The 16,173-nt window shown below is 63.4% G+C and carries 14 protein-coding genes; 7 read left to right on the top strand and 7 right to left on the bottom strand.

The window, feature by feature from the left end; translation table 11 throughout:
* Window positions 1-103 precede the first annotated feature (103 nt).
* Window positions 104-1,126, bottom strand: coding sequence for a substrate-binding domain-containing protein (locus P9228_RS03250; protein WP_067324096.1), 1,023 nt, complete (start codon window positions 1,124-1,126; stop codon window positions 104-106).
* A gap of 353 nt (window positions 1,127-1,479) precedes the next feature.
* Between P9228_RS03250 and P9228_RS03245 the strand changes: the two genes are divergently transcribed.
* From P9228_RS03245 to ugpC, 5 genes are all read left to right on the top strand, one after another.
* Window positions 1,480-2,835 (top strand): ABC transporter substrate-binding protein, encoded by a 1,356-nt coding sequence (locus tag P9228_RS03245; RefSeq protein WP_066996009.1) that lies wholly within the window; start codon window positions 1,480-1,482, stop codon window positions 2,833-2,835.
* Between the two features lie 167 nt (window positions 2,836-3,002).
* Complete coding sequence (locus P9228_RS03240; RefSeq protein WP_066996012.1) at window positions 3,003-4,016, top strand: sugar ABC transporter permease; 1,014 nt, start codon at window positions 3,003-3,005, stop codon at window positions 4,014-4,016.
* A gap of 1 nt (window position 4,017) precedes the next feature.
* Window positions 4,018-5,172 carry a carbohydrate ABC transporter permease gene (locus P9228_RS03235; RefSeq protein WP_067324093.1) on the top strand — a complete coding sequence of 385 codons (1,155 nt, stop codon included), beginning with the start codon at window positions 4,018-4,020 and terminating at the stop codon, window positions 5,170-5,172.
* 4 nt (window positions 5,173-5,176) lie between these two features.
* Window positions 5,177-6,841, top strand: coding sequence for an alpha-glucosidase (locus P9228_RS03230; protein ID WP_278052373.1), 1,665 nt, complete (start codon window positions 5,177-5,179; stop codon window positions 6,839-6,841).
* A 32-nt stretch (window positions 6,842-6,873) separates the two neighbouring features.
* Entirely contained in the window at window positions 6,874-7,986 is a 1,113-nt protein-coding gene (gene ugpC / locus P9228_RS03225; protein ID WP_066996021.1) for a sn-glycerol-3-phosphate ABC transporter ATP-binding protein UgpC, read from the top strand.
* 105 nt (window positions 7,987-8,091) lie between these two features.
* On the opposite strand, the gene P9228_RS03220 is transcribed toward ugpC, so the two are convergent.
* The 6 genes from P9228_RS03220 to P9228_RS03195 all read right to left on the bottom strand — a co-directional run bounded on the left by P9228_RS03220 (window position 8,092) and on the right by P9228_RS03195 (window position 13,841).
* A complete protein-coding gene (locus P9228_RS03220) occupies window positions 8,092-8,322 on the bottom strand; it encodes a DUF680 domain-containing protein (protein ID WP_066996024.1) in 231 nt (76 codons plus the stop codon).
* A gap of 146 nt (window positions 8,323-8,468) precedes the next feature.
* Window positions 8,469-8,675, bottom strand: coding sequence for a DUF680 domain-containing protein (locus tag P9228_RS03215; protein ID WP_066996029.1), 207 nt, complete (start codon window positions 8,673-8,675; stop codon window positions 8,469-8,471).
* 627 nt (window positions 8,676-9,302) lie between these two features.
* Window positions 9,303-10,847 carry a DegQ family serine endoprotease gene (locus tag P9228_RS03210; RefSeq protein WP_095824378.1) on the bottom strand — a complete coding sequence of 515 codons (1,545 nt, stop codon included), beginning with the start codon at window positions 10,845-10,847 and terminating at the stop codon, window positions 9,303-9,305.
* Between the two features lie 191 nt (window positions 10,848-11,038).
* Window positions 11,039-11,785 carry an MBL fold metallo-hydrolase gene (locus P9228_RS03205; protein ID WP_164763803.1) on the bottom strand — a complete coding sequence of 249 codons (747 nt, stop codon included), beginning with the start codon at window positions 11,783-11,785 and terminating at the stop codon, window positions 11,039-11,041.
* Window positions 11,785-12,951, bottom strand: coding sequence for a diphosphate--fructose-6-phosphate 1-phosphotransferase (locus P9228_RS03200; protein ID WP_278052362.1), 1,167 nt, complete (start codon window positions 12,949-12,951; stop codon window positions 11,785-11,787). The genes P9228_RS03205 and P9228_RS03200 overlap by 1 nt, the downstream gene beginning before the upstream one ends.
* Window positions 12,952-13,073: 122 nt before the next feature.
* A complete protein-coding gene (locus P9228_RS03195) occupies window positions 13,074-13,841 on the bottom strand; it encodes a L,D-transpeptidase (RefSeq protein WP_278052360.1) in 768 nt (255 codons plus the stop codon).
* 230 nt (window positions 13,842-14,071) lie between these two features.
* Here P9228_RS03195 and P9228_RS03190 point away from each other — a divergent pair, with 230 nt between their 5' ends.
* A complete protein-coding gene (locus tag P9228_RS03190; RefSeq protein WP_066996047.1) occupies window positions 14,072-14,695 on the top strand; it encodes a LysE family translocator in 624 nt (207 codons plus the stop codon).
* A gap of 110 nt (window positions 14,696-14,805) precedes the next feature.
* A complete protein-coding gene (locus P9228_RS03185; protein WP_278052357.1) occupies window positions 14,806-16,131 on the top strand; it encodes a tetratricopeptide repeat protein in 1,326 nt (441 codons plus the stop codon).
* Window positions 16,132-16,173 lie beyond the last annotated feature (42 nt).

The raw sequence follows: 16,173 nt of genomic DNA, 5'->3' as shown, positions 1-16,173 counted from the left end.
TACGGCTGCGACGTCCAATCTCCCCCCTTGCGGGGGAGATGTCCGGCAGGACAGAGGGGGGTGCGACGGAACTCAACGCGTCTCGTCTGTCGGAACACGATCCCTACACCGGCGCGCCGGCCACCGATCCCCGCACGACCAGATCGACCGGCCAGACCTCGCCGCGCGCGCCCTCTTCCAGCCCTGATATGCGCGCCGCCAGCCGCTCGGCAACACGCGCGCCGGCAAGGCGGATCGAGGAGCGGGTGGTCGAGAGCGGCACCGGGAAATTCTCCGGCCGCAGCCAGGGAAAGACGTCGTCATGGGCGACCAGCGACAGATCGCCCGGAATGGTCAGGCCGAGATCGCGCACGGCGCGGACGACACCGAGCGCCATGATGAGACTGGAGCAGACGATCGCCGTCGGGGCTCCGCTTTCTTCGAGCAGGCGGCGGGCGGCGCGATAGCCGTTTTCCTCGGTCATGGTCGTGGAACAGATGTGGCGCTCGCCCAGCGTCAGTCCGCTGGCCGCAAGCGCCCGGCGCACGCCGCGCTCGCGATGGATAGCGAAGGTCTCGCGGTCGTCGCCGTTGATCAGAGCCAGCCGCTTGTGGCCGAGCTGGACGAGAAGCCTGGCCGCTTCGTGGAAGGCGCCCTCGTTGTCGATATCGAGATAGGGATAGTCGAACTCAAAACCCTCGCTGCGGCCATGGACGATGAAGGGGATGCCCAGCGTGTTGACCAGCGCCAGCCGCCGGTCGGCCGGGCGTGGCGAGGAAATGTAGACGGCGTCGACCTGGCGGTTGGCGACGATGCGCCGATAGGTCGTCTCCTGGTCGTCGGCATCGGCCGGCGAGAGCACCAGATCGAGCTCGTGCGAGCGGGCATAGTCGCCGAGACCCGAAAGAAACTCGACGAAATGCGGATCGATGTCGACGGCGTTGCCCGTCGGCAGCACATAGCCGATCATTCCCGATTTGCCGGTGGCCAGCCGCCGCGCGCTGGGGTTCGGCCGGTAGCCGTGGCGCTTAGCGGCATCCATCACGCGACGCCGCGTCTCCTCGCTGACCTCCGGGTAGCCGTTCAGCGCCCGGCTTACCGTCGTCTGCGAAAGCGACAGCATGTGCGAGAGTTGCTTCAGGTTCATCGAGGCCTCCAGCCTCAAAGCGCTTTCAATTTGAAATTCGATGATAGGCACTATCGCCCGGCGTTATGACCTTAGGGGCGGCCACAGGCAGTTTGAAGCCGAAATTGCTGCTGCAGCGCCAAAAAAGCTTGCTGCATTGCACTTTTCCTCTCTCGCGACCCGGATCCTAAATCGATTAGCACGGCCAACCTCTTGACTTCCGCATGATTCAATGGCGAGATCAGATTAGCCAAAGCGCTTTGGAAGACTCTTCGAAAGGTTGCGGTTGCCTTCTCGCTGAGTCACAGTTCCGTGGGCGTCGGCGGACGAGATGGAGGTTTCGTCCGAACTGTCTCAACACTGGGAGGACTGCCATGAAGAAAATGCTTCTCTTGGGTGCTGCGTTCGCTGCGCTCACCCTTGGCCTGCCGGCACATGCCGAACTGAAATTCAAGCCGGGCGAGGATTCGAAGTTTCATTGGGCGAATTACGACGATCTCAAAAAGGTCGACCTCAAGGGCGAAACGCTGACCATCTTCGGTCCGTGGCGCGGCGAGGACGAGACGCTCGTGCGTTCGGTGCTCGACTATTTCTCCGAGGCGACGGGAGCGGAGGTCAAATACTCCTCGTCGGAGAATTATGAGCAGCAGATCGTCATCGACACACAGGCCGGCAGCCCGCCCAACATCGCCATCCTGCCACAGCCGGGACTGATCCAGGATCTCGCTTCCAAGGGTGTGCTGACCCCGCTGGGCGACGACGTCGCCGCCTGGATCAAGGAAAATTATGCCGCCGGCGACTCCTGGGCCAAGCTCGGCACCTATACGGGCAAGGACGGCAAGCCGGGCTTCTATGCCTTTCCCTACAAGATCGACGTGAAAGGTCTGGTCTGGTACTCGCCAGATAATTTCGAGGAGGCCGGCTACAAAGTTCCGAAGACCCAGGAGGAACTGGCCGATCTCGAAAAGAAGATCATTGCCGACGGCGGCAAGCCCTGGTGCATCGGGCTGGGTTCGGGCGGCGCCACCGGCTGGCCGGCAACCGACTGGGTCGAGGACATCATGCTGCGCACCCAGCCGCCGGAAGTCTACGACAAATGGGTGAAGAACGAGATTCCCTTCACCGATCCGGCCGTGGTCAACGCCCTCGACATCTTCGGCAAGATCGCAACCGACGACAAGATGGTCGACGGCGGTGCCAAGGCAGTCGCGGCAACCGACTTCCGCGACAGCCCGAAGGGCCTCTTTACGGTGCCGCCGAAGTGCTACATGCACCATCAGGCATCGTTCATTCCTTCCTTCTTCCCGGAGAATGTGAAGCTCGGCCAGGATGCGGACTTCTTCCCGTACCCGCCCTACGCCTCGAAGCCGGAACTGGGCACGCCGCTGGAAGTGGCCGGAACGCTGGTGATGATCACCAAGGATTCCAAGGCTTCGCGTGAGTTCATCAAGTTCCTCGAGATGCCGCTCGCGCATGAATTGTGGATGGCGCAGAAGAGCTTCGTCACGCCCTTCAAGGGAGCCAACAAGGACGCCTATGGCAGCGACGCGCTGAAGAAGCAGGGCGAGATCCTGGTCGGGGCCACCACGGTGCGTTTCGACGGCTCGGACCTGATGCCCGGCAAGGTCGGCGCAGGCTCCTTCTGGACCGGCATGATCGACCTGGTCGGCGGCAAGTCCGCCCAGGACGTCGCCGCCGATATCCAGAAGAGCTGGGATGCCATCAAGTAGGCCGCCGCGCGCGACCCGAGACTTTTCTCATCCTCCTACTGGATCCGGGCTACGGCCCGGGTCCGACCGGCAGCCCACGCCGGAAGCCTTCGCGTTCCGAATAACTGAAAGTCGGCGCATGCGGCTGCCAGCCTTGGCCGGCCGGTCATGCCCAGGGAGAGGGACCCATGGCGGCTCAGATTTTCTCGGCCATATTCGTCATCATCATCGGCGTCGGCGGCTGTGTCGCGTATTTCTGGGGCGCCAACAAGCTGCTCGATCTCATCTTTCCGTCGCGCGGCGTCTCCGGCAGCGCCGCCGTCGACAATCTGCGCCGGCAAGGGCTGGTGCGGCCATGGCTGTTCGTCGGGCCGGCGATGATCATCCTGACCATCTATCTGATCTATCCAGTGATCGAGACGCTGCGGCTCTCTTTTCTCGACCGCGGCGGCGAGCATTTCGTCGGCCTCGCCAACTACCAATGGGCGTTCAGCGACCAGGATTTCCGCAACTCGATCTTCAACAACATCCTATGGCTGGCGGTGGTGCCGGCGGCCTGCACCTTCCTCGGCCTGATCATCGCCGTGCTCACCGACAAGATCTGGTGGGGGACGATCGCCAAGAGCCTAATCTTCCTGCCGCTGGCGATTTCTTTCGTCGGCGCCAGCGTGATCTGGAAATTCATTTACGAGTATCGCGGCGAGGGCCAGGTGCAGATCGGCCTGCTCAACGCCATCATCCAGTATTTCGGCGGCCAGCCGCAGGTCTGGATATCGCTGCCGTTCTGGAACAATTTCTTCCTGATGGTGATCCTGATCTGGATCCAGACAGGGTTCGCCATGGTGATCCTGTCGTCGGCCTTGCGCGGCATTCCGGAAGAGACGCTGGAGGCGGCCGTCATCGACGGCGCCAACCCGTTCCAGATCTTCTGGAAGATCATGGTGCCGCAGATCTGGGGGACGATCGCAGTTGTCTGGACCACCATCACCATCCTGGTGCTGAAAGTGTTCGACATCGTGCTGACCATGACCAACGGCCAATGGAACAGCCAGGTGCTCGCCAATCTGATGTTCGACTGGATGTTCCGCGGCGGCGGCGATTTCGGCCGCGGTGCCACGATCGCCATCATCATCATGATCGCGGTCATCCCGATCATGGTCTGGAACATTCGCCAGGCCAACAAAGAGACGGGAGGACACTGAGATGGCTGCGACCCGCGGAAAGTCCTTCGTCGGCCGATTCGGCGTTCATCTCGCCGTGCTGGTCTTCGTCGTCATCTGGACCATCCCGACACTCGGCATCCTCGTGTCGTCGCTGCGCGACAAGGACCAGATCATCGCGTCGGGTTGGTGGAACTCCTTCTCAAGCTCCAGCCAGACCGAGGCTGGGCGTCTGCCGGCTGCGTCCGCACAAACCCAGAAGGACGGCAAATACGTCATCGAAGGCAACGTCTTCGGCGACGGCGCCAAGCGTGCGATCAGCGCCTTCGGCACCAAGGCGGCGGCGCCGACACAATACAAGGCCGGCACGGCTGCCGATCTCGGCGATGGGGTGTCGCTGCAGGTCAACGCCGACGGCACGTTCGTGCTGTCTTCGCCGAAGCCCTTCGAAGGCGATCGCGGCCAGCGTGTCTATTATGCCTCCTCGGCGCCGCCGAAATTCACCACGGAAAACTACGAGAACGTGCTTCTGTCGCAAGGTATCGGCCGCTCCTTCATGAACTCGCTGACCGTGACCATTCCGGCGACGGTGATCCCGATCCTGATCGCGGCCTTCGCCGCCTATGCGTTGGCCTGGATGCGCTTTCCCGGAAGGGCGCTGCTGATTGCGGTGATCATCGGCCTGCTCGTGGTGCCGCTGCAGATGTCGCTGATCCCGCTGCTCAAGCTCTACAACGGCGTCGGGACCTTCTTCGGTGTGCCGTCGAAAACCTATCTCGGCATCTGGCTGGCGCATACCGGCTTCGGCCTGCCCTTCGCCATCTACCTGCTTAGAAGCTATATCGCCGGCCTGCCGCGCGAGATCATGGAATCGGCACGGATCGACGGCGCCAGCGATTTCGAGATCTTCGTCAAGATCGTGCTGCCGCTGTCATTCCCTGTGCTTGCCTCCTTCGCCATCTTTCAATTCCTGTGGGTGTGGAACGATCTGTTGGTGGCGATGGTTTTCCTCGGCACGGCGCCCGACCAGATCGTGCTGACGGCGCAACTCAACGCGCTGCTCGGCTCGAGAGGCGGCAATTGGGAAATCCTCACGACATCGGCCTTCATCACCATCATCGTGCCGCTGATCGTGTTCTTCTCACTGCAGCGCTATTTCGTCCGCGGGCTGCTTGCCGGCTCGGTGAAAGGAGGTTGAGACAATGCAATCGGCTTTGAAGACGAGTTCGAGACCGGACCCCGCCGTCGACCGCGACTGGTGGCGGGGCGCGGTGATCTACCAGATCTATCCGCGCTCTTATCAGGACTCGAACGGCGACGGCATCGGCGACCTGCAAGGCATTGTCCGGCGGCTGCCCTACATCGCCTCGCTCGGCGTCGACGCCATCTGGATCTCGCCCTTCTTCAAATCCCCGATGAAGGATTTCGGCTACGACGTGTCGGATTATTGCGACGTCGATCCGATGTTCGGCACGCTGGCCGACTTCGACGCGCTGGTGGCGGAAGCCCATCGTCTGGGCCTTAAGGTGATGATCGACGAGGTGCTGTCGCACACCGCCGACATCCACCCCTGGTTCAATGAAAGCCGCTCCAGCCGGACCAATCCGAAAGCCGACTGGTATGTGTGGGCGGACGCCAAGCCCGACGGCACGCCGCCCAACAACTGGCTGTCGATCTTCGGCGGCTCGGCCTGGCAATGGGATACAAGCCGCCAGCAATATTACATGCATAATTTCCTGGCCGAGCAGCCCGATCTCAACTTCCACAACGCCGAGGTCCAGGACGCGCTACTCAACATCACCCGCTTCTGGCTGGAGCGCGGCGTCGACGGCTTTCGGCTCGACACCATCAATTTCTACTTCCACAGCCTGGGGCTGGAGGACAACCCGCCGCTGCCGCCGGAAGAGCGCAACGACCAGACGGCGCCGGCCGTGAACCCCTACAATTACCAGGACCATATCTACGACAAGAGCCGGCCGGAGAATCTCGGTTTCCTTGAGCGCTTCCGCGCGCTGCTCGACGAATATCCGGCGCAAGCCGCCGTCGGCGAGGTCGGGGATTCGCAGCGCGGGCTGGAGGTGGTGGCCGCCTACACCGCCGACGGCAAGCGCGTTCACATGTGCTATTCCTTCGACTTCCTGGCACCGGAAAAGATCAGCGCCGCCAAGGTGCGGGCGGTACTGGAGGCCTTCGGCCGGGTCGCCAGCGACGGCTGGTCGTGCTGGGCCTTCTCCAATCATGACGTGATGCGCGTGGCCTCGCGCTGGGCCGCCAACGAAGCCGATCCGAGCGCCTATCTCAAGGTGATCTCGGCGCTTTTGATGTCGCTGCGCGGCTCGGTCTGCATCTATCAGGGCGAAGAGCTCGGCCTCGGCGAGGCGGAACTGAAATTCGAGGACCTGCAAGACCCCTACGGCATCCGTTTCTGGCCGGAATTCAAGGGCCGCGACGGCTGCCGCACGCCGATGGTGTGGGATGCAGCGGCCAAGAATGGCGGCTTCTCGACCGCCAAGCCATGGCTGCCGGTGCCGGGCAAGCATCTGGCGCAAGCCGTGAATGTGCAGCAGGGCGATCCGGGCTCGCTGCTCGAGCACTACCGGCGCTTTCTCGCCTTCCGGCGTCAGCATCCGGCGCTGGGCAAGGGCGAAATCGACTTTATCGAAAGCGATGGCGACACCGTCGCCTTCACGCGCCGCGAAGGCAACGAGCGCATCGCCTGCGTCTTCAACCTCGGCAGCAAGCCGGCCGAAGTTGATCTCGGCAAGGGCTCGCTGCAGCCCTTGCCGGGACACGGCTTTTCGGGACAAGGTGGCACCGGGCCCATCCGCCTTGGCGGCTATGGTGCCTGGTTCGGGCGGATCGACTGAGTTGAGAACAGACAATCACTGGAGAGGAAACCATGGCCGATGTCACGCTGAACCAGGTGAAGAAATCATACGGCAACCTCAACATTCTCCACGGCATCGACCTCGACATCAAATCGGGCGAGTTCATCGTGTTCGTCGGGCCGTCGGGCTGCGGCAAGTCGACCTTGCTGAGGTCGATTGCCGGTCTCGAGGAAATCACCTCCGGCGTGCTCCAGATCGACGGCGAAGTTGTGAACGACGTGCCGCCTTCGAAGCGGGGCATCGCCATGGTGTTCCAGTCCTATGCGCTCTATCCGCATATGACCGTTTACGACAACATGGCCTTCTCGATGAAGATCGGTAAGGAAAGCAAGGCCGAGATCGACAAGCGCGTGCGCCAGGCGGCCGAGATCCTGCAGCTCACCAAGTATCTCGACCGCCTGCCCAAGGCGATGTCGGGCGGCCAGCGCCAGCGCGTCGCCATCGGCCGTGCCATTGTGCGCAATCCGAAGGTGTTCCTCTTCGACGAGCCGCTGTCGAATCTCGATGCGGCACTGCGCGTCGCCACCCGCATCGAGATCGCCAAGCTGAAAGAATCGATGCCGAACACGACGATGATCTACGTCACGCACGACCAGGTCGAGGCGATGACGCTGGCGGACCGCATCGTGGTGCTGAAGGAAGGCGTCGTCGAGCAGGTCGGCACGCCGATGGAGCTCTACAAGCGGCCGGGCAATCTCTTCGTCGCGCAGTTCATCGGATCGCCGGCCATGAACATATTGCCGGCGAAGATCGAGAAGGCCGGCAATCCGACCGTGGTCAGCCATGTCGGCGACCGCAAGGCGACGGTGCCGATCACAACGCCCGCTTCGGCGAACGGCGCGGCGGTGAGCTTCGGCGTGCGGCCCGAGGATCTCGCGATCGCGACCGGGACGGATTACCTGTTCGAAGGCAAGGTCGATTATATCGAGCAGCTCGGCGAGGTTCAGCTCGTCTATGTCGACATCGGCCGCGCCGATCTGCCGCTGGTGGCCAAACTGCCGGGAAATGTCGAGGTCAAGCGCGGCGAGACGCTGCGGCTCAATGCCGGCGCCGGGGATCTGCACATCTTCGACGCGGAGGGGCATTCCTTCACGCTGCATCGCGACGAGGCGAAGGCGGCCTGACGCTCGGTGCTGCCGTTTCGGCCATGAGGCACGAGTCGGTCCGGATAAAGAAAGAGCGGCGAGGTTTGGCCTCGCCGCTCCTTTTTCGTCAACTGCTTGCGGCTGTTAGCGGCCGAACAGATTGCGGTCGCTGCCCTGCGGGGCCGACTTGTGCACGTCATTCGACGAGTTCAGCAGCTTATAGACCGGCGAGTCGGTGCCCACCGACGAAGTGCGGGTCGTGTCGACGGCAGGGGCCTGCTGGCTGGCGCCAGCCGAGCCGTAATTGTCGCTGCCTGCGAAAGCTGCGCCGGAGAGGGCCAGAACGGCCGTTGCGGCAAGAACGATCTTCTTCATTTCAATACTCCTGAATTCTTAACCTGATGTCGTTTCCAAAACTGGGGTACACTTTTGGGCGACATGCCTTGGGACGCGGCGGGTGAACCCAGCGTCTGTCTCCTGTCGGCCATGGCCCCTCATGGATCATTGCCAGGTTCGGCAGTTTAGTTGTTGCCGAAGAGGTTGTGGTCCGCGCCCTGGGTGACGGGCTTCTGAGCGGCCGCTTCCGACCTGTGGGTCGAGGCCGTGCGAGAAGTGTCGACCGCGGCGGCCGGCTGATTGGCGGCGTTGGAACCGTAGTTGTCGCTACCAGCGAAGGCGCTGCCGGAAATGGCCAGAAGGGCGGCGGCAGTGAGAACAATCTTTTTCATTTTTGGTACTCCAGTATGTTTTTTTCGTCCGTCTAGCGGCGTGTCTTGGGAGTGAAAATCGCGTCGTTCGGACAGCCCCGATGTGGGTGAGCCGGCTGCCGGATTCCAATCACGAAGTTGTTTCGGCTGGCCCATGAATCCCCATCTTGAAATTGTACCAATCGCCCGCCACGATCGGTTTTTACACTGTTGAATCAGTTGGTTATCGCATTTATCCATTTGGCTCACCAAGTGTATACGCGCGCCGAGTGTTCACCCCGTCCTGCACGCACCGTCAACAGAAACGAACTGTTCGGTTCGATTTTAGAATCTCCTAATAGTCACTTTCCGATACCGCTTAACCATCTTGGACCTGCCGGGTCGATTCGGAAGCCTTGGCGTCCACGGGGTCAAAGGCGTCGGCAACTCTGGGCGCAGCGTCGTCTGAAGACCTTCTCTCCGATCTGGAAGGATCGCGCCGGCCGGGCGCCGAGCCTGCTCGCGCGTCAGCGTCAGCACCAGATCGAAGCCGTCGCGACGATCGTCCGGTTCAATCAACTCGTCGCGGAAGTCGACCTCGTTTGCGGGCAACCGAAATCTTGTCGGCGGAACCTGCCGAAGAGGCCGGCAGGCTCCTTGGAAGTTTTCTCAGCCGGCGGCGAAAGGCACGGCGACGAATATCTGCGCGTCGCCGCGATCGACCAGCAGCAGCACCGACTTCCTGCCGGACTTGCCGGCCTCGGCGATCGCCTGGTTCGCTTGCCTTGCGTTTTTCACCGGCGTGCGGTCGACGGCGACGATGACATCGCCGGGTTCAATGCCGGCCGCGGAGGCCGCCTTGTCCGGGTTGACGCGCTCGACCACGGCGCCGCGCTGGTTGTCGGCCAGGTTGAGCTGCTCCCGGATGTCCGGCGTGAGGTCCGTAAGGCCAAGGCCGAGCGAGGGCACGCGCAGGCCCTGTTCGGCCGATGGCTTGCCTCCTTCGCCGTTCGAGGCGGTCTTCTGGTCTTCGGCATTGCGGCCGACATCGGCCGAGATCTGCATCGCCTTGCCGTTGCGCCAGACATTCAGCGTTTCCTTGCTGCCGGGCGAGACGTCGGCGACGGCGCGCGACAGATCCTTGGGGTCCTTGATCTCCTGGCCGGCGAAGCCGGTGATGACGTCGCCGGTCTCGATGCCGGCCTTGGCCGCCGGCGAGCCCTCGGTGACCGCCGCGACCAGCGCGCCGCCCGGATGGTCGAGGCCGATGGCGCTGGCGACGTCCTGCGTGACCGGCTGGATCTGCACGCCAAGATAGCCGTATTCGATGTCACCGCCCTTCATAAGCTTGTCGACCACTTTTTGCGCCTGGTCCGAAGGAATGGCGAAGCCGACGCCGACGCTGCCGCCATTGGGCGAATAGATCGCCGTGTTGATGCCGACCACATCGCCCTTCACGTCGACAAGCGGGCCGCCGGAATTGCCGTGGTTGATCGGCGCGTCGATCTGGATGAAATCGTCGAACGGCCCGCTGTGCAGGTCGCGGCCGCGCGCCGAGACGATGCCGGCGGTGACCGTGGTGCCGATGCCGAACGGATTGCCGATCGCCAGCACCTGGTCGCCGGTCATCAGCTTGTCGGAATCGCCCCATTTGACGGTCGGCAGCGGCTTGCTCGCCTTGACCTTGAGCACCGCCAGATCGTTCTTTGCGTCGTGGCCGACGAGCTTGGCGGGAAGCTCGGTGCCGTCGTCGAGCGTCACCTTGATCGAGGTCGCGCCGTCGATGACGTGGTTGTTGGTGACGATGGTGCCATCGGACCCGACGATGAAGCCGGAGCCCAAAGCCTCCTGCCGCGGCGCCTGCTGCGGCGGCGTCTTGGGCATCGGGATGCCCTGGTCGCCGAAGAACTGCTGGAAATACTGGTCGAAGGGCGAATTGCCGTCGAAAGGCGAGCCGTCGTCCGTCGCGCCGGGCTGGGCTTTCATCACGGTCGTCACGGTCACGACTGCCGGCTTGGTGGTGGCGACAACCGGCGCGAACGAGCCGTTCGGGGCGGTAATGCCGGCGACCGGCGTCTGTGTCGTCGCGACCACGTTGCTCAGGCCGGCATTGCCGGGATTTTGCGCAAAGGAAACAACGACGGGGGAGATGATCAGCGCAGCGCCCAGCAGGGCCGCGACGCGATGTCTGCGAAGAATGCTAAATGGTGACATGGTCGTTTCTGTCCGGGCGAGAGTTGATCCGGCGCCGTGGACGGCTCTCTCCAAGGACGCGCCCGTCGGCGTGTCGACGGCCGGGATTACCCGTCTCGCCATGCATGGCAGCCGGCCGGATCGACAGCCACGCATTTAGGGCGTGGAATGGTCCGAATTAGGGTTTTGGCGCGACCTTACAAAGATTTAATTCAGACAGCGCTCACGAAGCGCTCTCGGCGGCGTAGGTAGGAAGACGCGATCTCTCCCATCCTCGCGCGGCCGAAACTCGGGCCATGGCCGCCATGGCCGATGCGTATCGGCAGTTCGAGCAACCGCTGCATGGTGCGGCAATAGGCGGCGCGGTCCGAATCCGGCAGGTCGTCGATCAGCATGCCGTCATAGATGGCGTCGCCGGCGAAGAACAGGCCGTCGGCCTCATCGAACAGCGCGATCGAATCCGGCGAATGTCCGGGCAGATGCAGCACGCGGAACTTCCGGTCGCCGAGGTCGACGATGTCGCCCTCGTCGAGCATTCGCGTCAACGGTGCGGAAGGGATGCGATAGTCAGCCGCCTTCCAGCCGGGCGCCGGCAATTTGGATACCGCATCGTCGAGATTGTGGAACATGTTGGCGTAGGTGACGGCATCATCCATGCCATCGAACTCCCCCGCGCTGACCTTCGGCCCCATCCTCAGCGGGAATTCGTGCAGCGAGCCGACATGGTCGAGATGAATGTGGGTGGCGACGACGATCAGCGGCTTGCCGGCCGGGGTGTCGATCTCGGGCGCCAGCGGGCAGATGCCCATGCCGGTGTCGACCAGCAGGTCGGCGTCCCGGCCCTTGAAATGCCAAATATTGGCGCGCACGAAATCGTGCACGAATGGCTCGGTCAGCATCGTCGTTCTGGCATCGACAACGGATTTGCCGAACCAGTCGCCCACCACAAGGTCGCCCATCAGACGAACGGCTTTCCGACCTTGTATTTTTCCGGCACCAGCCGCTTCAGATAGGCCATGCCGGCCTCGGACAACTGGTTGACGTCCGGCTTCATGAAATTGTCCGGCATGTGGCGGGTCTTGCCGGCCACAGCCTCGAGCGGCACCTTCTTCAGCACGGTCTTGGTACCGTCATATTGCAGCGCCACCGAGCCGCCACCCTCCCCGGCGACGGCGACCGCGAACGCGCCGGCTTCGAAGGCTTCCTTGGCGTCCACGGGGCTGATCGCGCCGACATAGCCGCGCGGCATATAGCCCAGGGCATCGACGCGCGCCCGCTTGCCCGGCAGGCCTTCCGCCAAAGCGCGTTCGAGCGCCGCCGGCAGATCGCTGCCCGACAATTTGACGTTGCCGTGCTGGTCGCGCTCGAGCTTTTCCGGAGGCACTAGGCTCTCGACCAACGCCTTGCCGTCGGCGGTGCTGACGCCTTCCGAGACGGCGACGATGCAGCGCTTGTGGCGGTCGAGCGTCCTGCGGACATCATCGATGAAACGTTCGGCGGAGAAGGCGCGCTCCGGTACATAGACCAGATGCGGACCGCTATCCGGATCGAGCTGCCAGGCGGCGGCCGCGGCAGTCAGGAAGCCGGCGTGCCGGCCCATGACGATGCCGACATAAATGCCGGGCAACGCGCGGAAATCCAAATCGACCGACAGGAAAGCGCCGGCGACGAATTCGGCCGCCGAGATGAAGCCCGGCGTATGGTCGTTCTCCTCGAGATCGTTGTCGATGGTTTTCGGCGCATGCGCGAAGGCCATCGCGCCGCCGGCGGCGTCGGTCAGGATCTGCTGGGTGCCCGAAGTGTCGTTGCCGCCGATATAGATGAAGGCATCGGCGCCGGCCTTCTTGAGGCCGTTGAGGATGACCTCGCAATACGCCGCGTCTGGCTTGTCCCGGGTCGAGCCAAGGGCGGCGCTCGGGGTGCCTGCGATCAGCCGCAGCCGATCTTCGGGGATGGCTGAGAGGTCGACATAGTTGCCGTCGCGGATGCCGCGCACGCCATGGATCGAGCCGAGCACCTTGGCGCCGGGATGCCGCTTGCGGATCTCCAGCGTGGCGCCGACGACCGTCTGATTGATGACGGCGGTCGGGCCGCCGCCCTGCGCGATGACAAAGGTTCCGGCCATGATCGTTCTCTCCCGAGGCGAAGCTTTTCAGAGCACCTTCGCCTGTCTTGCGGCATCACGCAACGGGAGAAAGGAGGAGCATGATCCCGAAAAAATAGCGGCCGTGCTGACCGCCGAAAAAATCAGACGACGACGACCGGGTTCTTCTTCGATACCCTGTTGTAGAGGTCGATGATGTCTTGGTTGATCAGCCGCACGCAGCCCGACGACATCGCCTGGCCGATGGTCCACCATTCGGGCGAGCCGTGGATGCGGTAACCGGTGTCCTTGCCGTTCTGGTAGATGTAAAGCGCGCGGGCGCCCAGCGGATTGGTCAGGCCGCCGGGCTGGCCGCCCTGCCATTTCACCAGTTCCGGCTTGCGCTTGACCATCTCCGGCGGCGGCGTCCAGACCGGCCATTCCTTGCCGTACTGGATGTTGGCGCGGCCCGACCAGCGGAAGCCGTCCTTACCGATGCCGACGCCGTAGCGGATGGCGTCGCCGCCGGGCTGGACGAGATAAAGCATGCGCTCCTGCAAATGCACGACGATGGTGCCGGGCGCTTCGCCGGTCTTGTCGACGACGATTTGGCGACGGAACTCCGGCTTAACCTTCCGGTAGGGCACCGCCGGGACCTGGAAGCCGTTGTCGGTCAAGGCAGCATACATCACGTCGGGACCGGTGATGTTCTTGTCGACGCTGATCGCCGGTCGGATCGGCACCGATCCGGTGGTGGTGTCGTCGATCTGCAATTGCGGCAGGTCGAGCATGTCGGTGGTGCTGCAGCCGGCCATGCCGAGCAGCGCCATGGCGCCCATGCCTGAAAGCACGGCGCGGCGGGAAAGCGGAACTTCGGTTTCGACGGTTTCGCCGCTCGAAGGCGGCGTCAGACTTTGCGGCAACTCGCGCATACACCAAACCCTACGCTGTCGGCGGGAAGCACGGTCCGGCCGAATGGCTGCAATTTTCGTCAGTCATGGTTGAAAAAGGGTGAAAGAACTTTGCCCGCACTTAACCCTGACAGGGCGTTGTCCGGGCCAGGTGCCAGGGCAGGCCGGCGCCGAAGATTTTCTCCAACGCCTCTTTACAATCTCGCGTACCCCAGGATTTATCCTGTTCTTTGCGCTCAAGGAGTAGGGAAATGTCCTTCGAAAACTGGGCTGCCTTTGCCGCTGCCTCCGCCATCCTCCTCGTCATCCCGGGCCCGACGATCCTCTTGGTCGTCTCCTATGCGCTCGGCCAGGGCTGGCGTACGGCGCTGCCGATGGCAGTCGGCGTCGCGCTCGGCGATTTCACCGCCATGACGCTTTCGATGCTCGGCATCGGCGCGCTGCTTGCGGCTTCGGCCACTGTGTTCACCGTGCTCAAGGTGATCGGCGCCGGCTACCTCATCTATCTCGGCATAAAACTGTTCCGCGCCGGCGGCGCGCTGAAGGCCGAACCGCGCACCGACGCCGTGTCGGCGGCAAGGATGATGGCGCATGCCTGGCTGGTCACGGCGCTCAACCCGAAGAGCATCACGTTCTTCGTCGCCTTCCTGCCGCAGTTTCTCGACCGGCATGCCGATTTCTGGACGCAGATGCTGATCTTCGAAGCGACCTTCCTGGCGCTCGCATTCAGCAATGCCTTCGGCTATGCGCTGATTGCTTCGCGAGCGCGCGCCATCGTGCGCAACCCAAGGGCGATCCGTATCTTCAACCGCACCGGCGGGACATTGCTTGTCGGCGCCGGCATCGCCACGGTGGCGATGCGTTCGGGGAATTGAGGAGAAGTCCGGTTCGACACAGTCGAAGCCCTCGCCGGTTGGCGGGCCGACGGTCGATGTTCTAGGATCGCATCGGTTCGACCGGACGAATAGGCATTAAAGGACGCGGCATGGCGCTGAAGGACGCATTCGGCCTGACGCATTCAGGCGCGACCGAAGCCGGGCTTTCGTCCTACGCCAGAGCCGTCCGCGAGCTGCAGTGCTTCATCGGCGACCCGGTCGGCTCCATCGATAGCGCGATCGCCGATGAGCCCAGCTTCGTGATGGCGCATGTGTTCAAAGGCTACCTGTTCGGCCTCGCCACCGAGCGGGAGGCGACGGCGGTTGCGCAAACCTGTCATGCGGCGGCGCTGCCGCTCGCCGGCACCGCGCGCGAGCGCGCGCATGTCGCGGCGCTCGGCCATCTTGCCAGCGGCCGCTGGCATGACGCCGCCCGCATCCTCGAGGACGTCGCCATCGACAACCCGCTCGATGCGGTGGCGCTGCAGGTTGGCCACCAGATCGACTTCTTCATCGGCAATGCGCGCATGCTGCGCGATCGCATCGGTCGGGCGTTGCCGGCTTGGGAGAAGGACATGCCGGGCTACCATGCCGTTCTCGGCATGCAGGCTTTCGGGCTGGAGGAAATGGGCGACTATACGCGCGCCGAAGCCTTCGGCCGGCAGGCCATCGAGATCGAGCCGCGCGACGGCTGGGCGCAGCACGCGGTCGCGCATGTCATGGAAATGCAAAGCCGGCAAAGGGAGGGCATCGCCTGGATGCGCGCCAATCCGGAGGCGTGGACGAAGGACAGCTTCCTCAAGATCCATAATTGGTGGCATCTGGCGCTGTTCCACTACGATCTCGGCGAGACAAACGAGGTGCTCCAGCTCTATGACGGGCCGATCTACGGCGACCGCTCGACGCTGGCGCTCAACATGGTCGACGCCTCGGCGATCCTGTGGCGACTTTATCTCCACGGCGTCGATGTCGGCGACCGCTGGGCGGCGCTTGCGGCGAACTGGGCGCCAAAGGCGGCCGCCGGCAATTACGCCTTCAACGATGCGCATGCGATGATGGCCTTTGTCGGCGCCGGGCTGCACGCGCCGGCCCAGACCCTGCTCGAAGCGCAGCGCGAAGCAATGCGCGGCGATGACGATAACGCCGCATTCACGCGCGACGTCGGCCACCCTCTAACCTTGGCGATCAAAGCATTCGGCGAGGGCAACTACGGAGAAGTGGTGCGCCTGATCCGGCCAATCCGCTGGATCGCGCACCGCTTCGGCGGCAGCCATGCACAACGCGACGTGATCGACCTGATGCTGATCGAGGCGGCGCTGCGTGCCGGTGACAGCGCGCTGGCACGGGCGTTGACCGCCGAGCGTCAGCTGGCGCGGCCGGACAGCCCGCTGTCGGCGCTGTTCTCGCGCCGCGCGGCCGATTTGTCAGAGAATTGACCGGAGGCGGATCTTGGCTTAAGAACTGGCCAAGCCAGATTT

The sequence above is a fragment of the Mesorhizobium sp. WSM4898 genome, assembly GCF_029625845.1.
GTDB lineage: Bacteria > Pseudomonadota > Alphaproteobacteria > Rhizobiales > Rhizobiaceae > Mesorhizobium.
The sequence above is the reverse complement of the archived record's forward strand: the minus strand, read 5'-3'. Positions and strand labels throughout refer to the sequence as shown.

What these genes read in the sequence shown, in the direction of transcription:
- P9228_RS03250 (WP_067324096.1), bottom strand. Translation starts at nt 1,126, where the DNA reads ATGAACCTGAAGCAACTCTCGCACATGCTGTCGCTTTCGCAGACGACG.
- P9228_RS03245 (WP_066996009.1), top strand. Translation starts at nt 1,480, where the DNA reads ATGAAGAAAATGCTTCTCTTGGGTGCTGCGTTCGCTGCGCTCACCCTT.
- P9228_RS03240 (WP_066996012.1), top strand. Translation starts at nt 3,003, where the DNA reads ATGGCGGCTCAGATTTTCTCGGCCATATTCGTCATCATCATCGGCGTC.
- P9228_RS03235 (WP_067324093.1), top strand. Translation starts at nt 4,018, where the DNA reads ATGGCTGCGACCCGCGGAAAGTCCTTCGTCGGCCGATTCGGCGTTCAT.
- P9228_RS03230 (WP_278052373.1), top strand. Translation starts at nt 5,177, where the DNA reads ATGCAATCGGCTTTGAAGACGAGTTCGAGACCGGACCCCGCCGTCGAC.
- ugpC (WP_066996021.1), top strand. Translation starts at nt 6,874, where the DNA reads ATGGCCGATGTCACGCTGAACCAGGTGAAGAAATCATACGGCAACCTC.
- P9228_RS03220 (WP_066996024.1), bottom strand. Translation starts at nt 8,322, where the DNA reads ATGAAGAAGATCGTTCTTGCCGCAACGGCCGTTCTGGCCCTCTCCGGC.
- P9228_RS03215 (WP_066996029.1), bottom strand. Translation starts at nt 8,675, where the DNA reads ATGAAAAAGATTGTTCTCACTGCCGCCGCCCTTCTGGCCATTTCCGGC.
- P9228_RS03210 (WP_095824378.1), bottom strand. Translation starts at nt 10,847, where the DNA reads ATGTCACCATTTAGCATTCTTCGCAGACATCGCGTCGCGGCCCTGCTG.
- P9228_RS03205 (WP_164763803.1), bottom strand. Translation starts at nt 11,785, where the DNA reads ATGGGCGACCTTGTGGTGGGCGACTGGTTCGGCAAATCCGTTGTCGAT.
- P9228_RS03200 (WP_278052362.1), bottom strand. Translation starts at nt 12,951, where the DNA reads ATGGCCGGAACCTTTGTCATCGCGCAGGGCGGCGGCCCGACCGCCGTC.
- P9228_RS03195 (WP_278052360.1), bottom strand. Translation starts at nt 13,841, where the DNA reads ATGCGCGAGTTGCCGCAAAGTCTGACGCCGCCTTCGAGCGGCGAAACC.
- P9228_RS03190 (WP_066996047.1), top strand. Translation starts at nt 14,072, where the DNA reads ATGTCCTTCGAAAACTGGGCTGCCTTTGCCGCTGCCTCCGCCATCCTC.
- P9228_RS03185 (WP_278052357.1), top strand. Translation starts at nt 14,806, where the DNA reads ATGGCGCTGAAGGACGCATTCGGCCTGACGCATTCAGGCGCGACCGAA.